Source organism: Cryobacterium sp. N22, assembly GCF_002929555.1.
GTDB lineage: Bacteria > Actinomycetota > Actinomycetes > Actinomycetales > Microbacteriaceae > Cryobacterium.
Window position 1 is genome coordinate 139,147 of the sequence record NZ_PJJP01000035.1, and the last position, 23,332, is coordinate 162,478.

Here is a 23,332-nt window from a genome sequence, read left to right on the forward strand (position 1 = left end):
CCATGATCCACATATTGCTGCGGCGCCCGTCCGGAGTGGCGGAGGCCACGGCCGACGCACTGCGGGCGTTGGCCGTGGTCGGCATCGTGGTCGCCGCCGTCGGCTGGGGCCCGTTCTCCGGGCTGAGTCTGGCCGTCGTGGCCGTACTGATGGTGCTCCCCCGCCTGGTCGGGCTGCGGCCGAGCGTCGACATCGCGTTCGGCGCGGTGGTGCTCGTCGCCGTCTGGAGCAGCGTGCTGGGGATCTACGTCACGACCCGCTGGTGGGACCTGCCGGTGCACTTCCTCACCAACGGGCTGTGCGCGGCGCTGCTCTACATCGTGCTTTTGCAGTTCGGCGTGGTGGCCGACGCCGGCACCCTGCCCCGGCCGATGCTCTCGACCGCCGTGGTGACGACGGCGCTGGGATTCTCGCTCGGCGTGCTCTGGGAGCTCTTCGAGTGGGTCGGGCACACCTTCTTCGATCCCGAGATCTTCGTCGGCTACAACGACTCGATCGGCGACATGGTCTGGGGCGGTGCCGGCGCGCTGCTCGCGGGGTGCAGCATGACCTATCTCACCGGCCCGGCGCCGAGCCTTGCGGAGCCCGCAGCCGACGCCGGCACGGCGAACTTCTAGGTCGGGTTACCGCGCGACGGAATCCGCGAACCAGGTGGTGATGGTCGTCGGATGCGTGATGGCCGTACCGACGACAACCGCGAACGCGCCGGCGTCGACGCAGGCCGATGCCTGGGCCGGCGTGTGCACCCGGCCTTCGGCGATCACAGGGATCGGCAGCACCGACGCGAGCTCGCGCAGAACCTCGAGGTCGGGACCGTCGGTTTTGGACCGCTCTCCCGTGTAACCGCACAGGGTGGTGCCCACACAATCGGCGCCGGCCTCGTGGGCGGCGATGCCGTCGGCCACCGAGCCGACATCCGCCATCACCAGGGCGGTGGTCTGCTCGTGGATGCGGGCGATGGTGTCCGCCAGGCTCAGGCCGTCTGGCCGGGCCCGGCGGGTGCCGTCGATCGCTACGATTTCGGCTCCGGCGGCGATGACGGCCAGGGCGTGTTCGAGGGTCGGCGTGATGAACACCTCATCGGCGCCGTCCTTCCACAGGCCGATCTGCGGCAGGGCCACCCGCTCGTGGATCAGGCGGATGTCGTCGATGCCCTGGGCGCGGATGCCCACGGCGCCGCCGCGCACGGCGGCCTCGGCGACCTGGGTCATGGTCTCGGGGTTCCGCATGGGCTCCGCCGGGTAGGCCTGGCACGACACGATGAGGCCGCCTTCGAGCGCGGCGAGGTGGGGATGGGTCATTCCGGGGATCCGTTTCACAGAGTTATTGGTGCGAGAAGTGTGGTGGTGGTGATGAGCGAGGCCGCGCCGACGATGGCCGAGTCGGCGCCGAGGGAGGTCGGCACGATCCGGCAGCCGGCCAGCAGGCCCATCGCTTCGGCGCGGGCGTGGCTCTCCACGGTGTTCCACCAGCGGGGGCCGGCTGCTGCGAGGCCGCCGCCGACGATGACGAGGTCGGGGTCGACGCTGTTGATCAGGCCGCCGATCGAGCGGCCCAGCGCGGTCGCGGCGATGTTGATGACCTCCGCCGCCACGTCGTCGCCGGCGTCGGCCCTGGCGAAGATCTCCTGGGTGTCCCCGGGCTCGCTTCCGCCGCGGCGCAGATACGCCTGGAGGATCGCGGGCCCCGAGGCGATGACCTCGAGGTGGCCGGTACCGCCGCAGGTGCAGGCCAGTCCCGCGGCTTCCGCGGCCGGCACGTGCCCGTAGTGGCCCGCGGCCCCGTGCCGACCGGCCTGCAGCACGCCGTCGACCACGAGCGCACCGCCGATCCCGGTTCCGGCGGCGATGACGAGCACCGTGCGCTCGCCTCGGCCGGCACCGTGCACAGCCTCGCCGATGGCGTGTGCGTGCACGTCGTTGACGGTGGCGACCGGCATGCCCAACCGGCGCTCGATCTCCGCGCCGAGCCGCGTTCCGGTCCAGCCGGGCAGCGAGTTCGTGGCGAACTGCACGGTGCGGCTCACCGGGTCGATCACGCCGGCCGCACCGATCCCGCACCCGGCGATGACGGTGCCGGGTGCGTGATCGGTGAGGCTGGTTGCGAGGTCGACGATGGTCTGGAGGATGGCCTCTGGACCCTCGGCCGCCGGCGTCGGCGCCGACATCCGCCGGGTGACGACGCCGCCGGGGGCGACGAGTCCCGCCGCGATCTTGGTACCGCCGAGGTCGACGCCGAGTGTGAAGGTCATCGCACCAGGAGGCCCGCGCGGTCGACGATCGCCTGGATGCGCTCGACGGTGTCGCCGGTAAGGGCGGGGACCGGCGGCGACATCAGGTTGGTCGAGATGATGTCCAGGTGCGCCAGGGCGGTCTTGAACGCGCCCAGGCCGGCGGCTTCGCCGCTGACGCCGGAGGCCTGGAAGACGATCTCGAACAGTTCGGACAGTTCATCCTGGATGCGGCGAACGGCCTCCCAGTCGCCCGCCTTCGACGCGGCGAACAGGTCGACGTAGCGCTTCGGGTCGACGTTGCCGAGGCCGGGAACCACGCCGTCGGCGCCGAGCAGCAGGGCGCCGTCGACGACGACCTCGTGGCCGGTGAAGACGACCAGGGGGCTGCCGGCGGCCCGGTTGGCCATCACCAGACGGCGGAAGCCCACGTCGTCGCCGCTGGAGTCCTTGACGCCGGCGATGATGCCTTCGGTGCCCAGACGAATGAGCATGTCGAGGCTGAGCTTGTTGTGCACCCGAACCGGCACGTCGTAGGCGAAGATCGGCAGCGTCGTCGAGGCGGCGAGCAGACGGAAGTGCGTCTCGATCTCGGCCTGGTTCGGCAGCGTGTAGAACGGGGCGGTTGCCACGATCGCGTCGACACCGGCGGCCTCGGCCAGGCGGATCTGCGCCACGACGCGGGCCGGGGTCATGTCGTTGACGCCGGTCATGATCTTGACGCGGCCGGCGGAGATGCGCACGGCTTCGGTCAGGACGACGGTGCGGTCCGCGTCGGAGAGGAAGGCGACCTCACCAGAGGACCCCAGCACGAACAGGCCGTCGACGCCGGCGTCGATGAGGTGGTTGACGAGTCGCTCGAAGGATTCGAGGTCGACGGCGCCGTCGGCGGTGAGAGGGGTGACGAGAGGGGGAACGACTCCGCCGAAGGTGGGTGCTGACATAGTTGTTGCTCCTGATTTCTTTAGTTATGGATGAGAAGGCTGGGGGCCGCACCGAGGAGGGTGCGGGTGTACGGATCGGTCGGGGTGGTGAAGACCTGCTCGGCGGGTCCCTCTTCGACGACGCGTCCGGATTTCATGACGATGATCCGGTCGGAGACGTAGCGCACCGTCTGGATGTCGTGCGAGATGAACGCCATGCCGAGGTTGAGACCCACCTTCAGGTCGCTCAACAGGTTGAGGATCTGGGCGCGCACCGACACATCCAGGGCGCTGGTCGGTTCGTCGGCGATGATGATGTCGGGTTCGAGCGCGAGCGCCCTGGCGATGGCCACACGCTGACGCTGGCCGCCGGAAACCTGACCGGGGAACACGTCGCTGGTGGAGGCGGGCAGCCCGACGAGGTCGAGCAGCTCCCGCACCCGCGCCTCCCGCTGCGCCAGGGTGCCGATGCCGTGCACCCGGAGCGGGTCCATCAGCACGTCGTGCACACTCATGCGGGCGTTCAGCGCGGTGGAGGGGTCCTGGAAGATGATGGACACCGCTTTGCCGTACGCCCGGGCGGTGGCCCGGTCGCGCTTGACGATGTTCTGTCCCTTGAACGACACCGTGCCGCTGGTCGGCTCCTGCAGCCCGACCATCACCCGGGCGAGGGTGGACTTGCCACAGCCGGACTCACCCACGATGCCGATGGTCTCGCCGCGGTTCAGGGTGAGGCTCACGCTGTTGACGGCGTGCACCTTGTCCCGGCGGAACAGCGTTCCGGTGCGGGCGGTGTGGATGACGTGGATATCGTCGAGCCGCAGAATCTCGTTGCCGGTGCTCATCGCGCGGTCTCCAGTTCGTCATCCGGTGCCAGCAGGGCATCGTTGTGGGTGGACACAAGGTGCAGGGTGCCGGTGACCGGCCGCAGCTCAGGCCGGGTGGCCCGGACCGCGTCGCCGCTCCTTGACCGCGGTGCGAACCTGTCGCCGGTGGCGAAGTCGCGCGGCGAGGGCACCGTGCCGGGGATCTGGTGCAGCCGGGTGGCGCCGTCCTCGATGGACAGCACCGAACCGAGCAGGCCCCGGGTGTACTCGTGGCGGGGGCTCATCAGCAACGCCGTGGTCGGAGCGGACTCCACCACCTGACCGGCGTACATGACGGTGATGCGGTGCGCCAGCTCCGCGACCAACGCGAGGTCGTGGCTGACGAACACCATCGCGAAGCCGAGCTTCTCCCGCAGGTCGTTGAGCAGGTCGATGACCTGGGCCTGCACCGTCACGTCCAGCGCGGTGGTGGGCTCGTCGGCCACGATCAGCTTGGGGTCCCGGGTCAGCGCCATGGCGATCAACACGCGTTGGCGCTGTCCGCCGGACAGCTCGTGCGGGTAGCTCTTCAACGTGCGCACGGGGTCCAGGCCCACGAGTTCGAGCAGTTCCTTGGCGCTGCGGGTGCCGCCGCGCTTGATCAGCTGACCGAGCTGGCTGCTGACGAGCATCGACGGGTTGAGCGAGCTCAACGCATCCTGGTAGACCATCGCCATCTCGTGCCCGAGCAGCGCCTGGCGCTCTTTGCGCGGCATGGTCAACAGGTCGCGACCCTCGAAGAGGATCTGCCCGGTGATCTCGGCGGTGTCCGGCAGCAGTCCCATGATGGCCAGGCTGGTGATGCTCTTGCCGCAGCCGGACTCGCCGACCAGGGCCATCGTCTCGCTGGGGCGAACCGAGAAGCTCACGTTGTCGACGATGGCGATGTCACCGTGCCGGTTCGGGAAGCGGATGCTCAGGTTCTTCACCTCCAGCAGTGGAGCCGCATCACCGGTGTACACCAGTCGGTCGGTGCGGGTCGATTCGATCAGCCGCAGCTGGGCGAGGTGCAGCTCGAGGGGCACGGATGCCGCGGCCACCTCCACCACGGAGGCCGTTGTGGTGGTGGCGCTGTCGGCCGCCGACACGGCCGCAACGGCCTTGGCGTTCTTCGTGGCCGGCTTCACCAGGGCGTCGGTGAGTCCCTCGGCGAGGATGTTCAGCGACAACACCGTGATCAGGATGAGCATGCCGGGGAAGAAGGTGGCCCACCAGCCGCCGCTGAGCAGCAGGTTGCGGCCCGAGGAGATCACGTTGCCCCAGGACGGGGCCGGGTCCTGCACGCCGGCGCCGATGAACGACAGGCTCGCTTCGAAGACGATCGCGTCGGCCACGAGCACGGTGACGAACACCATGATCGGGGCCGCGCAGTTGCGGGCCACGTGCCAGAACAGGATGTGCGGAAGCCGGGCGCCCATCACGCGCTCGGCGGAGACGTAGTCCTCGCCGAACTGGGCCATCACGTTGGCGCGCACGATCCGGGCGATCTGCGGAACGTAGAGGAACGCGATCGTGCAGATCAGGATCGGCAGCTCCTTGCCGAACACGGCGACGAAGACGATCGCCAGGGCGATGCCGGGGAACGACATGATGATGTCGAGGATGCGCATGATGGTCTCGCTCAGCCACTTGGATGCGGTGGCGGCGATCGACCCGATGATCGCACCGGCGATGAGAGCCAGCGACGTGGCGCCCAGGCCGATGGCCAGGGAGAACCGTGCGCCGTAGAGCAGCCTGGAGAAGATGTCGCGGCCGTTGCGGTCGGTGCCGAAGAGGTGCTCGAACGAGGGCGGCAGCGCCGGGATGCCCGACTTCAGTGGGTCGAACGGGGCGATGACCGGCGCGAGGACCGCGAGGAGCACGACGAGACCGAAGAAAGCGAGGGCGACCTTGGAGCCGCGCGGCATGGCGCCGAAGCGCTGGGCCGGCACGCTCAGTCGCGCGTTGAGTGATCGACGCATCGTTACACCGTCCGAATCCGTGGGTTGATGAGCAGGTACAGCATGTCCACGACGATGTTGACGAGCACAAAGGCCAGCGCCACGGTGAGGGTGACGCCCTGCACCAGGTTGATGTCGTTGTTGGTCACACCGTTGAGGATGAGTTTGCCCATGCCGGGCAGGTCGAAGATGACCTCGATGATGACGGCACCACCGATGAGGTAGCCGACCCGCAGGCCGAGCACCGTCACGGGGGTGATGAGCGCGTTCCGCAGCACGTTCCGGCTCACCACGACGCTGCGCGGCAGGCCGCTGCCGATGGCGGTGCGCACGTAGTCCCGGTCGAGCTCCTCGACCATCGAGGTGCGCACCACCCGGGTGAGGGAAGCGGCGACGGGGATGCCCAGCGAGATCGCCGGCAGGATCATGGTGCCCAGCCAGCCGGTGAAGGAGTCGTTGATGTTGACGTAACCGCCGGTGGGCAGCCAGCCCAGCCCCAGGGCGAAGTTCTGGATGAGCAGGATCGCGAGCCAGAAGGACGGCACCGCGATTCCGGCGATGGACACCACCCGGATGACCTGGTCGGGCCAGCGGTCTCGGTACAGTGCCGCGGTCACACCGAGCGTGAGCGAGAGCACCACGGCGATCAGCAGGCCCATGATGGTCAGCTGCACGGTGAGGGGGAAGGCCGACCCGATCAGGGTGGTCACCTTGCTGGCCGGCGGAACCGTGACGCCGAGGTTGCCCTGCACCAGATTGGCCAGGAAGGTGAGGTAGCGCACGATCAGAGGGTCATTGAGGCCCGCGTCTTCGCGATAGGCCTCTCTGGCGGTCTCCGACGAGCTCTCCCCGAGGGCGTTGATGGCCGGATCTCCCGGCGCGAGCTGCATAACGAAAAAGACGAGGGCGGTGATGCCCAGGATCATAATCGGGAGCACGGCGATTCGTCGGGCCATGAGCCTGAGCAACGCGGTCACAATTGTCTCCTCAAAAAAGAAATGGGGTGGGGGCCGGCCACGGGCCGGCCCCCGGGTGGATTACTCAGCGGTGCGCGCGACGTCCAGGAAGGACAGGCCGGTGAAGGCCACGGGCTTGAAGCCGGTGATGGCGTCCTCGTTCCAGGCCGTCGGCAGCTTGCGGTGCACGAGCGGGTAGACCGGGCACTCGTCGGCGATGAGGTTGAAGGCCTTGCCCCACAGCTTCTTCTGCTCGGCGGGATCGGACGTCGCCATGGCGTCGTCGAGGTAGCCGGTCAGCGTGGCGAACTCCGCGGAGTCGGCCCAGCGGTACCGCTTGGTGGGCCAGACCGTCGCGGCGCCGTACCACCAGCGCAGCAGCAGGTCGGCGTCGTTACCGAACACCGAGGGGTCACCGGGGGCGACCATCACCGTGTAGTTGCCCTCGTCGACGGTCTTGTACTGCGCACCGGACTGGTTGGAGTCGATGGTCGTGGCGATGCCGGCGGCGTCGAGGTCCTCCTTGATCAGCGGCAGAACGTCTTTCACCCAGCTGGTGTCGGTGGCCAGCAGCGTGATCGACAGTCCGTCGACGCCGGCGGCCTTGAGCATCTTCTTGGCCTTGGCCAGGTCGTAGGTGTAGACCGTCTTGGCCTTCTGGTACGACGGGTGCTCCTTCTGCAGGTAGCTGGTGGCCGCGGTGGCCTGGCCGAGCATGCCCGTGTTGATGAGCTTCTCGTAGTCGATGGCGTAGCGGAACGCCTGGCGTACGCGCTTGTCGTCGAACGGGGCGACCGAGGTGTTGAACATCATGAACAGCTGGCCGAACGACTGCACGGACTCCACGGTGGCGTCCTTGAGCGAGGCGACGTCGATGTACGGCACATCCTCGATGGCCTGCACCCGACCGGACTGCACGGCGGTGACGCGGGCGGCGGCATCCGAGAGCAGGTTCCAGGTCATCGCCGCGGCCAGGGCCGGGCGGGCGCCGGTGTAGTCGTCGAAGCGCTCGAACATGATCTTGTCGTCCTTGACGGCCGACAGCATCTTGTACGGACCGGTTCCGGTGGGCAGGGAGTCGAAGGCGACCTTGTCGGCCTCCACCAGAGCCTTGGGAACGATCTTGACGACCGAGAGGCGCTCCAGAGCGAGGGCGGTCTCCTGCTTGAGCGTGATCTTCACCGTGCTGGCGTCGACCTTGCTGATCGAGTCGACGAACGGGAGGAAGGTGAGGTAGAGCGACGCGTTCGCCGGGTCAAGCACGCGCTGGAACGAGAAGACGACGTCGTCTGCCGTTACCGGAGTGCCATCGTGGAAGACTGCACCGTCACGCAGCTTTGCGGTGACGGTCTTGCCGCTCACGGTGGGCAGGTCGGCGGCAAGTGCCGCGTACACCTCGCGGGTGACCGGGTCGAGTTCGACCAGGCCCTCGAGCACGTGCCAGTTGGCGGCGACCGTGACGGCGCCGGTGGTGGTCATCGGGTCGAAACCGGTGGAGAGGGCGTAGGAGATGCCCGCCTCAATGGTTCCGTTCTTGTCAATGCCGGGGCCCTCGGAGCTGGTCGGTGCCACGCTGTTGGTAGACGCGGGCCCGCTGCAGGCGGCGAGTGTCGCCACCAAACCCATGGCGCCTGCGGCCTGGAGGAAGACCCTACGGCTAGTCTTCCCCTGAAGTGATTCTTGGAGCATCAGATTGCCTCTCGTTTTTTTGTGATCGGAAAGCTAAATCAGACGTCAGACGTCCTACGTGATAAACTGAAGTTATACACACTCGAGTGAAAGGTCAAGCGCCGGATGCCAAAACATGACATGTCGAAATCTGGAGTTTTCGCATCCGAAACCTCTCGGAAACGCAGTTCCGTGACCGACCAGATCAAGGATTTCATCTTGACCAAGGGGCTCAAATCCGGTGACCTGATGCCCACCGAAACCGAAATCTGCGCTGAACTGGGCGTTAGCCGGTCCAGCGTTCGCGAGGCGATTCGCACTCTTGCTGCATTGGACATCGTGGAAGTCAAACACGGCTACGGCACCTATGTCGGCCAGCTCTCGCTGGCTCCCCTGGTGGAGGGGCTCGTTTTCCGGGGCGTGCTCCGGCCGCAGGATGACTTCGCGGCGCTCCGCGAGGTGATCGAGGTGCGGGAGGCTCTCGACACCGTCATGGCCCAGCAGATCATCGATGCGCTGCACGGCGGCACCGACGAAATCCTTGAAGGCCTGGTGGCGACCATGGTGGCCAAGAGCGCGACCGGCACCTCCTTCGCCGAAGAAGACCTGGCCTTCCACACCCGGCTCCTGGCCTACCTGGACAACACCCTGGTCGGCCAGCTGGTCACGGCATTCTGGGAGATCAACACCGTGTTGTACCCCAAGCTCGGCATCGCCCCGGCCACCGACATCGACGACACGGCGCGCGCGCACGGCGCCATGCTGGATGCGGCCAAGGCCGGCGACCTCGACGCCTATCGTGCCGCGGTCATCGCGCACTACCAGCCGCTACGTCGCTCCCTCGAGAAGGCGAAGCTGCAGACCGCCGCCGGCTAACCGCCCGAGAGGCTCCGGCGGGCGATGTCCAGCACCAGCTGCTCGTCGTCGACCCCGCCGCCCTCGTGGCCGTTGAACGGCCACACCGTGATCTCCTTCTGGCCCTCGTAGGCGTTGAAGGCACCGAACACCGTCGACGGCGGGCAGATCGGATCCATCAGCGCCGCGGACAGCCACACCGGCGCGGTGGCGCGGGTGATGAAGTTGACCCCGTCGAAGTACGACAGGGTGCGCAGCACGGCCTCGGCCTTGCCGCGGTACCAGGACAGGTAGTTAGCGATCTCCTTGTAGGGGTCGGAATCGGTGATCATGATCGCCCGCGGGAAGTCACACAGGAACGGCACCCGCGCGGCCACCGCCCGCAGGCCGGGCACGAGCCCGGCCACGGCCAGGGCCAGCCCGCCGCCCTGGCTGATGCCGGTGACCATGACCCGCTCCGGGTCCGTGATCGGCAACTCGGTCACGGCATCGACCAGGCGCACGGCGTCCACGACCAGGCGCCGGTAGTAATAGGTTTCCCGCGAGTCGATGCCCCGGGTGAGGAACCCGGGTACCTGGGGTCCAGAACCCGAACTGTCGGGGGTGCTCCCCCGGGAGCCGCTCCAGGCCTGGCCCCGGGTGTCCAGCTCCAGGTGCGCGTAGCCGGCGGATGCCCAGAGCAGGTTCTCGATGGCGTCGCCGCGGCCCCGCCCATAGCCGTGGAACTGCACGATCGTGGGCAGGGCATCCTCGGTGCCGGCAGGCACCCGCAGCCAGGCCTTGATCCGTTCCCCCTCGAAGCCCGAGAAGGTGAGGTCGTAGACGTCGAGGGTGGCCAGGCCGGCGTCGATCTTCCGCACCTCGAGCGCCAGTGGATGCCGGCGGGAGGAGCGCAGGGTCTCGGCCCAGAACTCGTCGAAATCCGCCGGGTCCACCTGCGAGCTTCGGTAGTCGTGCAACTCTGCTTCGGGCAGGTCCAACAGCATGCGGGCGCTCTCAGCGAACCGTGTTGCGCAGGGTGCCGATTTCGGGGATGGTGATCGCCACCTCGTCGCCGGGGCTGAGCGCGGCCGCGGTGTTCGGTGAGCCTGTCATCACCACGTCGCCGGGTTCGAGGGTCATCCACCGGGTGACGTAGACGAGGGTGTCGACCACCCGGGAGGGCAGGTTGAAGGTGCCTGAGCTGGCCACGACCTGGCCGTTGACCTCGACGATGATCTCGAGGTTCTCAGGGTCGGCGATCTCGGTCTCGATCCAGGCGCCGAGCGGGGTGTAGTTGGTGCCCGCCTTGCTCTCGAAGTTCTTGTTGTCAACGGCGTTGCGCTCGGCGCTGGTCACGTCGTTCACGATCGTGTAGCCCAGCACGTGCTCGAGAGCGTTCTCCACCGTCAGCCGGCTGGCCGTGCGGCCGATGACAACCGCGAGCTCGCCCTCCGCCACGACGGTTCCCGCATCCGCCGCCAGCACGATCTCGTCACCGTCGTTCGCGACCGTGCGCACCGACTTGAGCCAGGCCTGCACGGGCAGGGCCGCCCGCGGGTCGGCGTTGTGGCCGATGCCTACGACGAGGCCGGGGGTGCTGGTGCGGGCGATCTTCACGGGGTGGAGCCTTTCATGGAGGGGGTAACGGGCATAGAGGGAGTGCCGGGCAAGGGGGTAACGGGGTCGTGCGGCGTGTCGTCCAGCAGGGCATCGCGGATGATCCGGCGGGGGTCGTACTGGCGGGGGTTGAGCTTCTTCCAGTCGATGTCGTCGAACTCAGGGCCCATCTCGTCCTTGAGACGGTCCTTGGCTCCGTCGGCCATTTCCTTGGCCTTGCGCACGAACCGGCCGAGCATGGCCGCGTAGTGCGGGATGCGCTCGGGGCCGAGCAGGAAGGCGGCGATGATCGCGATGATGATGAGCTTGTCGAACGTCAATCCGAACATGGAGGAAACTCCTTCGCTGCTGTCGACCGCCGGCCGGTCATCGACAGGCCGGCCAGTTCCTGGTCGATCCGGTCGGCGGCCTTTCGGGCCCGCCGGTCGTGGATCCAGGCGATGAAACCGGCCACGAAGTACAGGAAGATCATCGGCACGGCGAGCATGAACATCGACATCACGTCAGCGGCGGGGGTCGCGACGGCCGTGAAGATGATCACCACGACGATGGCGATCCGCCACGAGCCCAGGATCGATCTGGCGCTCAGCACGCCGGCGAAGTTGAGCAGCACCAGGAACACCGGCAGCACGAAGGCGATGCCGATGGCGACCACGAGCTTGAGCACGAAGTCGTAGTAGCCCTTGGCGCTGATGATCGCCGCCGAGTCCTCCGGCGCGAACGAGGTGAGCAGGGCCACCATGTTGGGCAGCACGAACCAGCCCGCCGCGCAGCCGGCCAGGAACAGCGGCACCGCGGAGGCGACGAAGGCGATCGCGAACTGCTTCTCCCGGCGGGCAAGGCCCGGCATGAAGAATGCCCAGATCTGGTACAGCCAGATCGGCGAGGAGATCACGACGCCGACGGTGACGGCAATCTGCATCCGCAGGTCGAATGCCTCCGAGATGGTGGTGAAGTTCAGCTCTGAGGTGCGCCCCTGGGCCTGGGCGATGTTGCCGATCGGCACGCGGAGCGCGTCGAGCACGGGCTCGGACACCATCCAGCCCACAATCGCGCCCAGCAGGATCCCGATGGCCGCCCGGGTGATGCGCTTGCGCAGCTCGATCAGGTGTCCGCCCAGCGTCATCTTCCCGTCGCGGGCGGACTTCACCTTCGTGACGGTGGTCACAATGGGTCAGATCCGGGTGGAGGCGCGCGTCGGCAGGGGGATGGGCTCGGCGACAGTGTCGGTCGCACCCGTGTCAGTCCCATCCGTGTCGTCGTCTTTCAGCGTCTTGACTTCACTCTTGAAGATGCGCATCGACTGACCGACGCTGCGGGCCAGGCCCGGGAGCTTGGGGGCGCCGAACAACAGCAGGACAATCGCCAGGATGATGACCATGTGCCATCCGGTGAGGTTTGCAAGCATGATTTTCGCCTCTCGTGTGCGGGATGTAGAACGTCTGACGTCATACGCTACTGGAATTCGTCGGGAATGCAAGGGAATGCGGATCATTGGCCGAGTTCGCACTGAGTTCGCGCCGAGCTTCACCCTGAGCTTCACCCCAAGGCGATGAGGCGCATCTTCGATTACGGGTGAAGGGTCTTCATCGGACACGCCGCGGCATCCGCGGCTCGCCGTTTGCCTGAGAGGAGCCGAGCGATGACCGGCAGCGACCTACCGAGCTGGACCGACGGACCGGCGGAGCGTGCCGTGCGTGCCTTCGTGACCACGGCGACCACCCCCGGACCTGGCTTCGTCGACGTGGCCGACCGCATTGCCGCGTTCGACAATGACGGCACGCTGTGGTCGGAGCAGCCGGTTCCCCCGCAGTTCGATTTCGTCTTTCGCAAGTGGGGCACGGAGGTGGCGGCCGACCCCTCACTGGCGGATATCCAGCCCTACAAGGCGCTCGTGGAGCGCGACAGGTCCTTCTTCGGCCGAGTCCTGGCGCAGGACCCGGAGACCATCGCGGCGTTGCTCGCCGCATTCGGGCGCTCGTGGGCGGGTGCGACCCCGGGCGACTTCGACGCCGAGGTGCGGGTCTGGCTTGAGACCGTCAAGCAGCCCAAGTTCGACGTGCCGTACATCGACCTCGTGTACCGGCCGATGCTCGAGCTGATCGAGTACCTCAAGGCCCACGACTTCCGGGTGTTCGTCTGCTCCGGCGGCGGACGGGATTTCATGCGCACCTTCGCCGAAGAGACCTGGGGCATCTACAAGGAGAACGTGATCGGCACCGCGGCCGACTACAGATACGTCGACGGCACGATCGTCCGGACCGAATCCGTGCTCGGCGGACTCGACATCGGCCCCGGCAAGCCGGAGCACATCTTCGCCCAGACGGGCCGGCTGCCCGTCTTCGCCGGCGGCAATGCGGATGTCGACATCGAGATGCTGGAATCGGCGAAATTTGCGTTGATCGTTCGGCACGACGACGACCAGCGCGAATTCGGGTACACCTCCGGTGCCGAAAAGGCCTTCGCCCGGGCCGCCGAGCTCGGCTGGACCGTGGTGAGCATCAAAGACGACTGGTCCACCGTCTTCGGCGTCAGCCCCGGCTCGCCCTTCACTGGTTGAGACTGTCGTCCGCTGGTTGAGCCTGTCGTCCGCTGGTTGAGCCTGTCGTCCGCTGGTTGAGCCTGTCGAAACCCGGTGACCCGCCTGCGGGCCCAGGCCTCAGCTCAGCAGCACCGCGGTGATGCGCGCGCGGAAGAACTCACCCTCATCCTGCCGAGCGGTGCCCCACCACCAGCCCGCGGTCAAGGTAGCCGGCAGCGTCAGACCCGCGTGCTGCTGCTCGGTATGCACTGTGCAACCGAAGGGATATCGTCCGAACGGTGCCCCACCGGGATTCCCCCAGCGTGACAGGAACGCCGACTGCACCTCGCCCCGCGGCCCGATACCCAGTTCGACGGATTCCTCTTCGCCGTCGATCTGCCAGGTGCCGATGACGTGATCTGCCGAACGGCCGACCGTCCAGACCGCCGAGCGGAAGCCGGTGGGGGCGAGCACGATTTCGCTGGCCAGGCGCCCGGCGGCGCTGCGGGCCACGTCGGCGCCGACGGCGGTCACCACGGGAAAGAGCCCGAGCATCCGCCAGCGCATCTCGCCCGTGCCGGCGCTGAACCGGTCGAAGCCGCGCACGGGCAGGCCGGCCACCCAAGCCGTCGCGGCCCAGATATAACCGGCGCCGGGAACGATGACCTGACGGGCGGAAAACCGCCGCCAGGCGCCGAGCCTGATCTCGCCGCGCATGGTCACCTGCACCGAGCCCGAGAGAGGTGTGCCCGTGGGGATGGCGTGAATCAGCCAGCGCCGCGCGGGTTCGGGCAGCTGCGCCACGAGCTCAGGAGCGAAGACCTCGGTCGGGGCGGGGCGGGCGGCCAGCTGGTGCCACGCCTCGCTCACCTGCCGGGCTTCCGCCGGCACGTGGTTGGCCCTCATGTCGTGGCCCTGGCGTTCGCGGTGCGGTACGGGTGCCGGGGCGCGCCGTGGGCCGGCGCCATCCCGTAGCGGGCGAGCACGAGCTGCACGGCGAGCCGGGGCGCGTCGGGGTCCGCGGGTGCCCCGGTGATGAGCGCCCGCACGTACAGCGGGCCGGCCAACGCGTCGAGCACGAACTCGACATCGGTGTCCGGCAGCAGTTCAGCGGTGGTGATGCCGCGCTGCACCGCATCCCGCCACAGCCGTCGGGTGGGCTCGACGATCAGGGTGCGATAGCTCGCGGCGAGCTGCGGGTCGGTCGCCATCGCGGCGACGAGCCCGGGCAGCACCCGACCGAGCGGCGTTTGCGTGAGCGTCACCGACAGCCGGGTGGCGTAGTCGAGGAGCTGTTCGGCGACGCTGCCGACGCGCACGCCGGTCTCCCCCGGCATCTGCGTGGCCATCGCCTCGACAACGAGCTGGGACTTCTGCGGCCACCGTCGGTACACGGTCGGCTTGCCCACCCCGGCCCGCCGGGCGACGCCGGCGATGCTGAAGCCGGCGTAGCCGACCTCACCGAGCATCTCGAGCGCCGCAGCGATGATGGCCGCATCGATGTCGGGATGCCGCGGTCGCCCGCGCTCCCGCGCGTGCCCGCGTTGCGGCCCGGTGGCCATCTCGTCCGGTGTCATCACTGTTCCCTCCAATAACGTTACGGCTCGTAACGTTATAACGAGTGTATCGATGTGCGGCGGAACGATCTGCGGCAGGGGCTCGCTTTCCCCTCGTATATCTGATAGATATATCTAGAAGATAGAGGGAGCCTGTTCATGGCAACGTCAGACCAGACCCAAATGGCCGTCCTCGGCGGCCTCAGCATCGCCCCGATGACGGGTTATGCCCTGCGGGAGCAGATCCGGGATGCCCTCGGGCATTTCTGGGCGGAGAGCTTCGGGCAGATCTACCCCGCGCTCACGGCGCTCGAACGCGACGGGCTGATCGAGCGCCAGGCGGCCCTCCGGGCCGGCTCCTCCACGTTCGCCCTCACGCCGCTGGGCACCGAGCGCCTGCGCGAGTTGCTCGCCGAGACGCCGGTGATGCCGAAACCGCGGAACGGTGTGCTGCTGCGGCTGTTCTTCGGACGCCAGCTCGGCGAGGAGGCCTGCCGCCAGCTGGTGGCGGACACGCGGGCCACGGCCGAGGCGGAACTCGCCGAGATGCGCCGCATCCGCGAGGAATTGCAGGCCGACACCGGACCGGATGCGCCGTACATCCTGCTCACCGTGCTGGCCGGCGAGCATGCCGCGCGCGCCTCGCTCGCCTGGGCGGATGAGGCGCTGGGAGTTCTCGACGGCCTGGCGTCGGCGGCCTCGCCCGCGGCCACGCCCGCTGCCGCGCCCGCGCGGGAGCACTCATGAGCGCCATCTCGACGGCCTCGCGACGTCGCGACCGCCTCTTCCCCCGGCGGCAGACCGCGGTTGCCGTCGCACTCGGGTTCCTCATCGTGGTCGCCTTCCAGATCAGCCTGACGCTCGGTGCACCATTCGGAGCCGCCGCGCTCGGCGGCGCGAACGCCGGCGCCCTGCCGGCCGAGCTGCGGATGGTCACCGCCGTGAGCGCGGTCATCTGGATTGCCGCAGCCGTCATCGTGCTCGCTCGGGGTGGGCTCGCAATCGTGCGCGTGCCATCCGCGCTGAGTCGCTGGGGAACCTGTGCGCTGGTGGGGTATCTCGCGCTGGGCGCGCTCATGAACCTGGCTTCGTCCAGCCCCTGGGAACGATTCGGCTGGGCGCCGTTCACGGCGGTGCTGTTCGGGCTGACGCTGCTTCTGGCACTCAGCGACCGCGCGGGGCAGCCGGCCCAGCCGACGGGGGCGCGGCCGTGAGCGACGCGGTGGCGACCGGCGCGGCCGCTGTCTTCTGCGTGCTCATGGCCGGCCTGATCGTCTTCCAGGCCGCACTCATCGCCGGGGCGCCGCTGGGGCACTTCGCCTGGGGCGGCCAGGACCGGGTGTTGCCGATCCGCAAACGCCTGGGCAGCGCCACCTCGATCGGTCTCTACCTGATCTTCGCGGTGCTGGTGCTGCAGCGGGCCGGGCTGGCCGACGTCATCCCGTGGCCCGGGGTCGTCACAGTCGCGACCTGGGTCCTGGCCGGGTACTTCCTGCTCGGCATCGTGCTGAACGCGGCCTCACGGTCGCGCCCGGAACGGTGGACCATGGCGCCGCTGTGCGCGGTACTGGCGGGCCTCACGGTGCTCGTGGCCCTGGGCTGACCCGCCCGGCGCGGCCCGGGGCGGCCCGGCTCGCGGCACGCGTCGGCCCCGGCGGCACGCGATAGTCCCGGCGGCACGAGTTATACCGTGTGCCGCCGGGCATAAACCGTGCCGCGAGAAGGCGGGCGACCGCGGCGGATGTCCGCGGCGGGCGACCGCTACGGCGTCGCTGGGACCTCACCTCACGCGGGGCCCTGACCGCTTCCGGTCCACCACGAAGACGGCGGCCACGACGAGGGCCAGCCCGAGCAGCAGCGCGCCGGTCGTGAGGGCAGCGGAGGCCTCCCGGGCCACGGCGGCCGCACTGTCACCGCCGCCGGTCACCCCGGCCGCGACGGCCACCAGCACCGCGAGGCCGAGCGAGCCGCCCAGCTGGTGCGCCACATTGACCAGGCCGGAGCCGGCGCCGGCGTCGCGGGGTTCGATCCCGGCCACGCCGGCCGCGGTCATCGGTGCGAAGGCGAGCCCCTGGCCGAAGCCGATGAGCACCATGGGCAGGGCGACCGCGGTGAGGTACTCGCTGTCGACGCCGACCCGGCCGAGCCAGAGCATCCCGACGAAGGTGATGCCGATGCCGGTGACGAGCAGCGCCGAATTGCCGAACCGGCGGGTGAGCCGCGGGATGCCCAGCGCCACGGCGAAGTTCACCACGGTCATCGGCAGGAAGCCGAGCCCGGCCTGCAACGGGCTGAAGCCGAGCACGCCCTGCAGGTACTGGGTGATGAAGAAGAAGTAGCCGAGCATGGCGCCGAGGAAGAGCATCCGGGTGCCGTTCGCGCCGGAGCGCTGCCGGTTGCGGAACAGGCGCAGCGGCATGATCGGCTGGGCCGCCTTGGACTCGATGAGCACGAACAGGGCCAGCAAGAGCACGCCGGCGGCGACCGCCGCGAGGGTGAGCGGGTCGGCCCAGCCGTCTTCGGCGGAGCGGACGATGCCGTAGACCAGCGCGGTCATGCCCAGGGTGGAGGTGATGGCGCCGAGCACGTCGAACCGGCCGGACTGGCGCGTCGACGAGGGGATGAAGCGCAGCGCGGCGATGATCATCAGCGCGCCGATCGGCACGTTGATCAGGAAGCCGACCCGCCAGGAGGTGAGGTCGGCGAGCACGCCGCCGAGCACCAGGCCCACGCTCGCGCCGATGCCGGCCACGGAGCCATAGGCGGCCACGGCACGGGTGCGGGCGTGTCCCTCGGCGAAGCTGGCGGTGAGCAGGGACAGGGTGGCCGGCGCGAGGATCGCGGAGCCGACTCCCTGCACGGCCCGGGCGATGAGCATCCACTCGGCCGAGGGCGCGGCACCGATGGCCAGGGAGGCCAGCGCGAAGATCGACAGGCCGAGAATGAACATGCGGCGTCGGCCGAAGACATCGCCGGCGCGGGCGCCCAGCAACAGCAGGCCGCCGAAAACGAGCGTGTAGGCGTTCTGCACCCAGGAGAGCCCCGCGGTGCTGAAGCCGAGGTCGTCCCGGATGCGGGCCAGGCCGGTGAACACAATCGAGTTGTCCAGGATGATCATGAAATAGCTGACCAGGATGATCGCGAGGATCGCGCCGGTGTGCACCCGAGTCGGGCGGGGCGTGGTGGCTGTCGTCGTCATGCTGCTTCTTTCGCGTGGGAACCGGTGCGGTTGGGTGACTCCAGTCAAAGCCCCGGTGCGGTATCGGTACAGGTTCTGTCGGAGCAGGTACTGGCGGGGCCTGCCAGACACCCACTTGCGAACGTCGGGAGAGTGAGTGTACAGTCACTCTCATGTCAACTCTCTCCACCGCCGAACTGCGGATGCCCGTCGTCGCGGCGAGCGCCGTGCGCGAATTCGCCCGCGGCGGCTACCACGGCACCACCATCGCCGATGTCGCCCGCGACGCCCGCATCTCCCCCGCCTACGTGTTCAAGCTCTTCCCGAGCAAGGAACGACTGTTCGTGGCGGCGCTCGACGACTGCTTCGAGCGCATCCTCGAGACACTCGCGGCCGGGGCCGACGCTGCGGCGGACCAGGGGCCCGATGCGGTGCTGGACGCGATGGGCGGCGCCTACGCAGAACTCATCAGCGACCGCACCTTGCTGCTGCTCCAGGTGCACGCCCAGTCCGTCGCCGACATCCCGGAGATCGGCCAGGCTCTCCGCGCCGGGCTGAAGAGGGTGACCCGCTTCGCCAAGACCCGCTCAGGGGCGAGCGACAGCGCCGTGCAGCGCTTCGTGGCCTATGGGCAGCTCTGCCACCTCATCGTCACGGCCGGCATCGACACGGTGCCCGACGAGTGGGCGACGATCCTGTCGCACGGCATCCGCCACCCCGCCTGAACCGCCAGGACCCGCTCCGTTTTCGTTTGTCCAAAATAGTGAGTGGCCAGTCACTCTCTCCATGAAAGGTACCCATCATGAGCCCTATCACCCGCCCGACGCGCACCCTCACCGGGGCGCTCCCACCGACTCCGCGGAGCAGCCATCGCTGGGCTGCCCTCACCGTGCTGGCCTTGGCGCAGTTCCTCGTCGTCCTCGACGCGTCCATCGTCAACATCGCCCTCCCCGTGCTCGGCGGCCAGCTGGGCCTGGACACCGTGGCCCTGGCCTGGGTCATCACCGCCTACGTGCTGCCGTTCGGCGGCCTGCTCCTCCTCGGCGGCCGGCTAGCCGACCGCTACGGCCACCGTCGGCTGTTCCTCCTCGGCACCGCGGGCTTCGTCGCAGCCTCCGTCCTCGCGGGCCTCTCCCTCACCGGCGGGATGCTGCTGGGTGCCCGCGCCGTGCAGGGGGCATCCGCCGCGCTGCTCGCCCCCGCGGCGCTGGCCTTGCTCACCCAACTGTTCCCCGCGAGCACCGACCGGGCGAAGGCTCTTGGCATCTGGGGCGCCGTGGCCGGCATCGGGTCGGCGGCAGGCGTGCTGCTCGGAGGCGTGCTGACCGCGAGCTTCGGCTGGCAGGCGGTGTTCTTCGTCAACGTGCCGGTGGGGCTGCTCGTGCTCGTCGCCATCCCGATCCTGATCAACCGCGACCCCGCCGTAACCCCTTCCCGGCTCGACTTCCCCGGCGCGATCACCATCACGGGGGCGCTGGTCGCCGCGGTCGGTGCGCTCAGCAGCATCGAGACGGTCGGCTTCGCGTATCCGCTCACCCTGGGCCTGGCCGCCGCCGCCCTCGCGCTCGGCGCCGCGTTCATCGTCATCGAGCGCCGCACCGCCGAGCCGCTGGTACCGCTGGGCGTGTTCCGCAACCGCAACCTCAGCGCCGGCAACCTCGTGATGCTGCTGCTCGGCGCGGCGATGGTGGCCCTGTTCTTCGCCCTTTCGGTGTACCTGCAGGCCGTGCTCCACTACGACGCCCTGACCGCCGGCCTCAGCCAGCTGCCGCTCGCCGGCGCCCTGGTGCTCGTCGCCGGGATCGCCCCCGCACTCGTGGGCCGGCTGGGCATGAAGCGCACGCTGATCGGCTCCCTGCTGCTTCTCGCGGCCGGCCTCCTCTGGCTGGCAGCGGTGCCGAGTGACGCCGACTTCGCCGTGCACATCCTCGGCCCCAGCCTCGTCATCGGGGTCGGTCTCGGCGGCGCTTTCATCACCGCCACCCAACTGTCCGTCGACGGTGTCGCGGGCGGCGAGGCTGGCCTCGCGGGTGGACTCATCAACACGAGCCAGCAGATCGGCGGCGCGCTGGGCCTGGCGCTGCTCGCCTCCCTCGCGGCGGCCCGTACCGGTGCGCTCGAAGCGTCTGGAGCCGCTGTGCCCGAAGCGCTGACCAGTGGTTTCTCGTGGCTGTTCCTCGGCACCGCGGCGTTCGCCCTCATCGGTGCCGGGGTCGCGGGCATCGCCCGTTCGACCGCTACCTCCACGTCCACGTCCACCTCAAACTGAACGGATCCCACCATGTCCTCAATCCCCACGCCCGCTCCCTTGGCTCCCACCTCCCGCCGCGCCCCGCGGTACGTGCAGATCTCGCTCTGGGCGATCCCCGTCATGGTCATCGGCCAGTTCTCGATGCTCGCCGTCATCCCCGTGGCACTCGTGCTCGTCGGCACCCTGCGTGACAGGCGTGTCCGGGCGTTGCGCTGGTGGGCCGGCCTGCTCGCGCTGGCCTATGCCGCTCCACTGGCCATCTGGGTGCTGCGGCCGGACGGCGCACAGAGCCTGTCGAAGGACATGCATCCGGTGTTCGGCGCGCTGATCGTCGCCGTCGCGGCGGTGCTGCTCGTCAAGCTATACCGGCGCCAGCGCTGACTTTGCCTCACCGGACAGGTTGGCCGAGACCTGCAGTACGGTGAGTGCACATGCAATCAGCGCCCGCTCAGGCGGGGTTCCAGACGACCACCGTCGAGAGGTGACCGCATGACCGGGTCCGCAGTTGTGGTTCCCCTGGCTCCCCGCCTGCAGCGGGATCGGTACCTGGTGCCCGATGTGGCACGCGGCGTGGCCATCATGGCCATGCTCATCGCCCATGCCGGCCCCATCATGGTCGACCAGCCCGCGGCCACGGCGTTTTTGCAGGGCCAGCTGAACGACGTGGCCTCCCCCTTGTTCGCCACCACGATGGGTGCCGCCGCGGCGATCGTGCTGGCGAAGGCCGGACCCAGCCCGGCGAACGTACGGACCGTGATCCTGCAGAACGTCATCCGGGGTGCCATCCTGGTGCTGCTCGGCCTGTTGCTGGCCACCTGGGGCAGCTGGATCGCGATCGTGCTGTCCTTCCTGGGCATCGTGCTCGCCATTGGCACGCCTCTGGTGCTGCTGGGCACCCGCACGCTGATCGCCGTGCTGGCGGCGGTGCTGGTGTTCGGCGCACCGCTCAACAACCTGATGCTGGCCGCCACCGGTCCGCTGATCACTGTGGGTGAGCGCACCCCGGCAAGCTTCCTCCTCGAGTGGCTGTTCCTCAGCCCGCACTACCGGGTGACCAACCTGCTGCCGTGGTTCCTCTTCGGGGCGCTGCTGTTCCGCATCCGCTTCGGCGGCCGCCGCGCCGGCTGGATTCTGCTGGCGATCGCGGTGCCCGCCTGGTGGCTCGGCCCGCTGTGGCGCGGCGCCACCGGCGAGGAGTTCAGCCCGTCGGGCAGCTACCTCGACACCCTGCACGACGCCGGGCTGGTGCTCGGGGTGCTGGGCGTGATCATCCTGCTCGCATCGCTGCGGGGGCGGCGAACCGCGGCCGTGGTGCGTGCGGTGTTCCTGCCCTTCGAGGCGATCGGGTCGATCTCGCTGTCGCTGTACGTGTTCCAGGTGGCCGTGGTCGCGTGGATGTCCGACAACGGGATCAGCTTCGGCACCACCGATCCCGTCGCCTGGATCGTGCTCGTGCTCGGTGTGCCGCTCGTGGGGATTCTCTGGTGGCGATTCGTGGGCAAGGGCCCGATCGAGTGGCTGATCGGGGTGGTTACCGGGCGGTACCGGCTACGCGCTCAACCTCCCCGCTGATCGAGCCTGTCGAGATCCCGCGAGTCAACCGCGTTCGCGACAACACGTCACGAGGTCTCGACAAGCTCGACCAGCGGGAGGGGTCGCGACCCTTCCGTTGGTCGAGCTTGTCGAGACCAGGCGACTAGGCGACCGACCAGCCCCCGTCGCTGGCCAGCACCTGGCCGTTGACGTTCACACCGTCGTCGCTGAGCAGGAAGGTGATCGACGCGGCGAGCGCATCCGCCTCGACGGCGTCGGTCAAGACGGCCATGCCGGCGCGCACCCGCTGGGCACCGAGCTCTGACGCGAACTTCGCCTCGATGTTGGTGATGACGGGGCCGGGGGCCACCGCGTTCACCCGGATGCCGCTGGGCCCGTACATGTACGCGCTGCTCTTGGTCAGCCCCACGACCGCGTGCTTGGACGCCGTGTACGCCACCCCGGCCGCGGAGCCGCGGAGCGCCGCCTCGGAGGCCACGTTGACGATCGAGCCGGACTGGCGCTCGAGCATCCCGGGAACCACGGCGCGCATGAGCTTCATGCTGCCGTCCACGTTGATCGCGAACACCCGCTGCCAGACGGCGTCGGTCACCTCGTGCACCGGGGTCATGTCGTCCATGATGCCGGCGACGTTGGCGAGGGCATCGATCTGGCCGCCGGCGGCCTCGACGATCGCGGCGATGGCGGTGTCGTCGGTGATGTCCGCGACCACCGGCACGATGTCCGCGCCGGCGAACTCGGCCACGAAGTCGTCGAGGCGTTCCTGCGAGATGTCGACGGCGATCACCCGGCCACCCTCCCTGGCGACCCTGGAGGCGGTGGCCCGCCCGATGCCCGAGCCCGCTCCGGTCACGATGACGGTCTTGCCGGTGAACCGGCCGGCATCGATGCGCTCGACCCATTCCGGGCGCTCCACCGGCGCCGGGCCGGATGCGGCGGGCTCGGCGGGCGCCGGCGCATCCGTCGTGTCGGACACGGGAACGTCGCCGGCCTCGACCCGGCGCACGAGTTCGTCGATCAGCTCGGGCGGGAAGGTGCCCTTGCTGAGCTTGACCAGGCGCTTGAGCGCGAGGCGGCGCACGGGCCTGAGCACGTCGGCGCTTTGGCCGGCCTGGGCGAGGAGGTCACGCAGGATCGGGCCGCCGGTCGGGTCGTCGAGCCAGGTGCCCACCGAGGAGTCTGCGGAGAGAGTGGTCTGAGTCATGCGAGGGGTTCCTTTTCTTTGGGGATGAGCA

26 protein-coding genes are annotated in these 23,332 nt (G+C 68.9%); 10 read left to right on the plus strand and 16 right to left on the minus strand.

The genetic code is table 11. The annotated features are described in order from the left end of the window. Nucleotides 1–2 precede the first annotated feature (2 nt). Entirely contained in the window at nt 3–617 is a 615-nt protein-coding gene (locus CXY76_RS10945) for a hypothetical protein (RefSeq protein ID WP_146073435.1), read from the plus strand. Between the two features lie 6 nt (nt 618–623). Here CXY76_RS10945 and CXY76_RS10950 read toward each other — a convergent pair whose 3' ends face one another. Genes CXY76_RS10950 through CXY76_RS10980 form a run of 7 tightly spaced genes read right to left on the minus strand, consistent with a single transcriptional unit; the run spans nt 624 to nt 8,487 of the window. Next, nucleotides 624–1,301 carry an N-acetylmannosamine-6-phosphate 2-epimerase gene (locus CXY76_RS10950; protein ID WP_104164366.1) on the minus strand — a complete coding sequence of 226 codons (678 nt, stop codon included), beginning with the start codon at nt 1,299–1,301 and terminating at the stop codon, nt 624–626. Nucleotides 1,302–1,315: 14 nt separating this feature from the next. Further along, nucleotides 1,316–2,251, minus strand: a complete 936-nt coding sequence (locus CXY76_RS10955) for an ROK family protein (protein WP_104164368.1) — start codon at nt 2,249–2,251, stop codon at nt 1,316–1,318. Next, a complete protein-coding gene (locus tag CXY76_RS10960; RefSeq protein ID WP_104164370.1) occupies nt 2,248–3,174 on the minus strand; it encodes a dihydrodipicolinate synthase family protein in 927 nt (308 codons plus the stop codon). The genes CXY76_RS10955 and CXY76_RS10960 overlap by 4 nt, the downstream gene beginning before the upstream one ends. A gap of 20 nt (nt 3,175–3,194) precedes the next feature. Beyond that, entirely contained in the window at nt 3,195–3,998 is an 804-nt protein-coding gene (locus CXY76_RS10965; RefSeq protein WP_104164372.1) for an ABC transporter ATP-binding protein, read from the minus strand. Next, nucleotides 3,995–5,980: a dipeptide/oligopeptide/nickel ABC transporter permease/ATP-binding protein gene (locus CXY76_RS10970; RefSeq protein ID WP_104164374.1), complete on the minus strand. Its 1,986-nt coding sequence runs from the start codon at nt 5,978–5,980 to the stop codon at nt 3,995–3,997. The genes CXY76_RS10965 and CXY76_RS10970 overlap by 4 nt, the downstream gene beginning before the upstream one ends. A 2-nt stretch (nt 5,981–5,982) precedes the next feature. Continuing rightward, complete coding sequence (locus CXY76_RS10975; protein ID WP_104164376.1) at nt 5,983–6,936, minus strand: ABC transporter permease; 954 nt, start codon at nt 6,934–6,936, stop codon at nt 5,983–5,985. A 60-nt stretch (nt 6,937–6,996) separates the two neighbouring features. Beyond that, nucleotides 6,997–8,487 carry an ABC transporter substrate-binding protein gene (locus CXY76_RS10980; RefSeq protein WP_369826127.1) on the minus strand — a complete coding sequence of 497 codons (1,491 nt, stop codon included), beginning with the start codon at nt 8,485–8,487 and terminating at the stop codon, nt 6,997–6,999. A 288-nt stretch (nt 8,488–8,775) separates the two neighbouring features. Between CXY76_RS10980 and CXY76_RS10985 the strand changes: the two genes are divergently transcribed. Next, the gene (locus tag CXY76_RS10985) at nt 8,776–9,459 is read left to right on the plus strand and encodes a FadR/GntR family transcriptional regulator (protein WP_233199707.1); all 684 of its coding nucleotides are present in this window, start codon (nt 8,776–8,778) and stop codon (nt 9,457–9,459) included. Here the strand turns inward: CXY76_RS10985 and CXY76_RS10990 are convergent. Genes CXY76_RS10990 through tatA form a run of 5 tightly spaced genes read right to left on the minus strand, consistent with a single transcriptional unit; the run spans nt 9,456 to nt 12,445 of the window. Beyond that, nucleotides 9,456–10,424: an acetylxylan esterase gene (locus CXY76_RS10990; protein ID WP_104164382.1), complete on the minus strand. Its 969-nt coding sequence runs from the start codon at nt 10,422–10,424 to the stop codon at nt 9,456–9,458. The genes CXY76_RS10985 and CXY76_RS10990 overlap by 4 nt on opposite strands. A gap of 10 nt (nt 10,425–10,434) precedes the next feature. Next, entirely contained in the window at nt 10,435–11,037 is a 603-nt protein-coding gene (locus tag CXY76_RS10995; protein WP_104164384.1) for a fumarylacetoacetate hydrolase family protein, read from the minus strand. Continuing rightward, the gene (locus tag CXY76_RS11000; RefSeq protein ID WP_233199709.1) at nt 11,034–11,366 is read right to left on the minus strand and encodes a Sec-independent protein translocase TatB; all 333 of its coding nucleotides are present in this window, start codon (nt 11,364–11,366) and stop codon (nt 11,034–11,036) included. Before CXY76_RS11000 ends, CXY76_RS10995 begins: the two co-directional genes overlap by 4 nt. Next, nucleotides 11,354–12,205, minus strand: a complete 852-nt coding sequence (gene tatC / locus CXY76_RS11005) for a twin-arginine translocase subunit TatC (protein WP_369826128.1) — start codon at nt 12,203–12,205, stop codon at nt 11,354–11,356. The genes CXY76_RS11000 and tatC overlap by 13 nt, the downstream gene beginning before the upstream one ends. Nucleotides 12,206–12,211: 6 nt before the next feature. Beyond that, nucleotides 12,212–12,445 carry a Sec-independent protein translocase subunit TatA gene (gene tatA / locus CXY76_RS11010; RefSeq protein WP_104164386.1) on the minus strand — a complete coding sequence of 78 codons (234 nt, stop codon included), beginning with the start codon at nt 12,443–12,445 and terminating at the stop codon, nt 12,212–12,214. Nucleotides 12,446–12,679: 234 nt separating this feature from the next. On the opposite strand from tatA, the gene CXY76_RS11015 reads away from it, so the two are divergent. Further along, the gene (locus tag CXY76_RS11015) at nt 12,680–13,597 is read left to right on the plus strand and encodes an HAD family phosphatase (RefSeq protein ID WP_104164388.1); all 918 of its coding nucleotides are present in this window, start codon (nt 12,680–12,682) and stop codon (nt 13,595–13,597) included. A 99-nt stretch (nt 13,598–13,696) separates the two neighbouring features. Here CXY76_RS11015 and CXY76_RS11020 read toward each other — a convergent pair whose 3' ends face one another. Then, nucleotides 13,697–14,464, minus strand: coding sequence for a DUF6544 family protein (locus tag CXY76_RS11020; protein ID WP_104164390.1), 768 nt, complete (start codon nt 14,462–14,464; stop codon nt 13,697–13,699). Then, nucleotides 14,461–15,135 (minus strand): TetR/AcrR family transcriptional regulator, encoded by a 675-nt coding sequence (locus CXY76_RS11025; protein ID WP_104164392.1) that lies wholly within the window; start codon nt 15,133–15,135, stop codon nt 14,461–14,463. Before CXY76_RS11025 ends, CXY76_RS11020 begins: the two co-directional genes overlap by 4 nt. A 138-nt stretch (nt 15,136–15,273) precedes the next feature. Here CXY76_RS11025 and CXY76_RS11030 point away from each other — a divergent pair, with 138 nt between their 5' ends. The 3 genes from CXY76_RS11030 to CXY76_RS11040 are packed head-to-tail and all read left to right on the plus strand — an operon-like array spanning nt 15,274 to nt 16,717. Further along, nucleotides 15,274–15,861 (plus strand): PadR family transcriptional regulator, encoded by a 588-nt coding sequence (locus CXY76_RS11030; RefSeq protein ID WP_104164394.1) that lies wholly within the window; start codon nt 15,274–15,276, stop codon nt 15,859–15,861. Beyond that, nucleotides 15,858–16,328, plus strand: coding sequence for a hypothetical protein (locus CXY76_RS11035; protein ID WP_104164396.1), 471 nt, complete (start codon nt 15,858–15,860; stop codon nt 16,326–16,328). The genes CXY76_RS11030 and CXY76_RS11035 overlap by 4 nt, the downstream gene beginning before the upstream one ends. Continuing rightward, nucleotides 16,325–16,717, plus strand: a complete 393-nt coding sequence (locus tag CXY76_RS11040; protein ID WP_233199710.1) for a hypothetical protein — start codon at nt 16,325–16,327, stop codon at nt 16,715–16,717. The genes CXY76_RS11035 and CXY76_RS11040 overlap by 4 nt, the downstream gene beginning before the upstream one ends. A gap of 177 nt (nt 16,718–16,894) precedes the next feature. Here the strand turns inward: CXY76_RS11040 and CXY76_RS11045 are convergent, their stop codons facing one another. Continuing rightward, entirely contained in the window at nt 16,895–18,313 is a 1,419-nt protein-coding gene (locus tag CXY76_RS11045) for an MFS transporter (RefSeq protein ID WP_104164398.1), read from the minus strand. Between the two features lie 152 nt (nt 18,314–18,465). On the opposite strand from CXY76_RS11045, the gene CXY76_RS11050 reads away from it, so the two are divergent. From CXY76_RS11050 to CXY76_RS11065, 4 genes are all read left to right on the plus strand, one after another. Further along, nucleotides 18,466–19,017, plus strand: coding sequence for a TetR/AcrR family transcriptional regulator (locus tag CXY76_RS11050; RefSeq protein ID WP_104164400.1), 552 nt, complete (start codon nt 18,466–18,468; stop codon nt 19,015–19,017). 77 nt (nt 19,018–19,094) lie between these two features. Next, on the plus strand, nt 19,095–20,561 hold the full coding sequence (locus tag CXY76_RS11055; protein ID WP_104164402.1) for a DHA2 family efflux MFS transporter permease subunit: 1,467 nt from the start codon (nt 19,095–19,097) through the stop codon (nt 20,559–20,561). Nucleotides 20,562–20,573: 12 nt separating this feature from the next. Beyond that, on the plus strand, nt 20,574–20,924 hold the full coding sequence (locus CXY76_RS11060; protein WP_104164404.1) for a hypothetical protein: 351 nt from the start codon (nt 20,574–20,576) through the stop codon (nt 20,922–20,924). Between the two features lie 108 nt (nt 20,925–21,032). After that, nucleotides 21,033–22,115, plus strand: coding sequence for an acyltransferase family protein (locus CXY76_RS11065; protein WP_104164406.1), 1,083 nt, complete (start codon nt 21,033–21,035; stop codon nt 22,113–22,115). 124 nt (nt 22,116–22,239) lie between these two features. On the opposite strand, the gene CXY76_RS11070 is transcribed toward CXY76_RS11065, so the two are convergent. Continuing rightward, nucleotides 22,240–23,301 carry an SDR family NAD(P)-dependent oxidoreductase gene (locus CXY76_RS11070; protein ID WP_104164408.1) on the minus strand — a complete coding sequence of 354 codons (1,062 nt, stop codon included), beginning with the start codon at nt 23,299–23,301 and terminating at the stop codon, nt 22,240–22,242. Nucleotides 23,302–23,332: the final 31 nt, after the last annotated feature.

Excerpts from the sequence above, each read along its gene's own strand:
- tatA (WP_104164386.1), bottom strand. The coding sequence starts at position 12,445 with ATGCTTGCAAACCTCACCGGATGGCACATGGTCATCATCCTGGCGATT.
- CXY76_RS11020 (WP_104164390.1), bottom strand. The coding sequence starts at position 14,464 with ATGAGGGCCAACCACGTGCCGGCGGAAGCCCGGCAGGTGAGCGAGGCG.
- CXY76_RS11045 (WP_104164398.1), bottom strand. The coding sequence starts at position 18,313 with ATGACGACGACAGCCACCACGCCCCGCCCGACTCGGGTGCACACCGGC.
- CXY76_RS11035 (WP_104164396.1), top strand. The coding sequence starts at position 15,858 with ATGAGCGCCATCTCGACGGCCTCGCGACGTCGCGACCGCCTCTTCCCC.
- CXY76_RS11000 (WP_233199709.1), bottom strand. The coding sequence starts at position 11,366 with ATGTTCGGATTGACGTTCGACAAGCTCATCATCATCGCGATCATCGCC.
- CXY76_RS10960 (WP_104164370.1), bottom strand. The coding sequence starts at position 3,174 with ATGTCAGCACCCACCTTCGGCGGAGTCGTTCCCCCTCTCGTCACCCCT.
- CXY76_RS11055 (WP_104164402.1), top strand. The coding sequence starts at position 19,095 with ATGAGCCCTATCACCCGCCCGACGCGCACCCTCACCGGGGCGCTCCCA.
- CXY76_RS10965 (WP_104164372.1), bottom strand. The coding sequence starts at position 3,998 with ATGAGCACCGGCAACGAGATTCTGCGGCTCGACGATATCCACGTCATC.
- CXY76_RS11060 (WP_104164404.1), top strand. The coding sequence starts at position 20,574 with ATGTCCTCAATCCCCACGCCCGCTCCCTTGGCTCCCACCTCCCGCCGC.
- CXY76_RS11065 (WP_104164406.1), top strand. The coding sequence starts at position 21,033 with ATGACCGGGTCCGCAGTTGTGGTTCCCCTGGCTCCCCGCCTGCAGCGG.
- CXY76_RS11050 (WP_104164400.1), top strand. The coding sequence starts at position 18,466 with ATGTCAACTCTCTCCACCGCCGAACTGCGGATGCCCGTCGTCGCGGCG.
- CXY76_RS10950 (WP_104164366.1), bottom strand. The coding sequence starts at position 1,301 with ATGACCCATCCCCACCTCGCCGCGCTCGAAGGCGGCCTCATCGTGTCG.
- CXY76_RS10970 (WP_104164374.1), bottom strand. The coding sequence starts at position 5,980 with ATGCGTCGATCACTCAACGCGCGACTGAGCGTGCCGGCCCAGCGCTTC.
- CXY76_RS10945 (WP_146073435.1), top strand. The coding sequence starts at position 3 with ATGATCCACATATTGCTGCGGCGCCCGTCCGGAGTGGCGGAGGCCACG.
- CXY76_RS11025 (WP_104164392.1), bottom strand. The coding sequence starts at position 15,135 with ATGACACCGGACGAGATGGCCACCGGGCCGCAACGCGGGCACGCGCGG.
- CXY76_RS11070 (WP_104164408.1), bottom strand. The coding sequence starts at position 23,301 with ATGACTCAGACCACTCTCTCCGCAGACTCCTCGGTGGGCACCTGGCTC.
- CXY76_RS10955 (WP_104164368.1), bottom strand. The coding sequence starts at position 2,251 with ATGACCTTCACACTCGGCGTCGACCTCGGCGGTACCAAGATCGCGGCG.
- CXY76_RS11015 (WP_104164388.1), top strand. The coding sequence starts at position 12,680 with ATGACCGGCAGCGACCTACCGAGCTGGACCGACGGACCGGCGGAGCGT.
- CXY76_RS11030 (WP_104164394.1), top strand. The coding sequence starts at position 15,274 with ATGGCAACGTCAGACCAGACCCAAATGGCCGTCCTCGGCGGCCTCAGC.
- CXY76_RS10990 (WP_104164382.1), bottom strand. The coding sequence starts at position 10,424 with ATGCTGTTGGACCTGCCCGAAGCAGAGTTGCACGACTACCGAAGCTCG.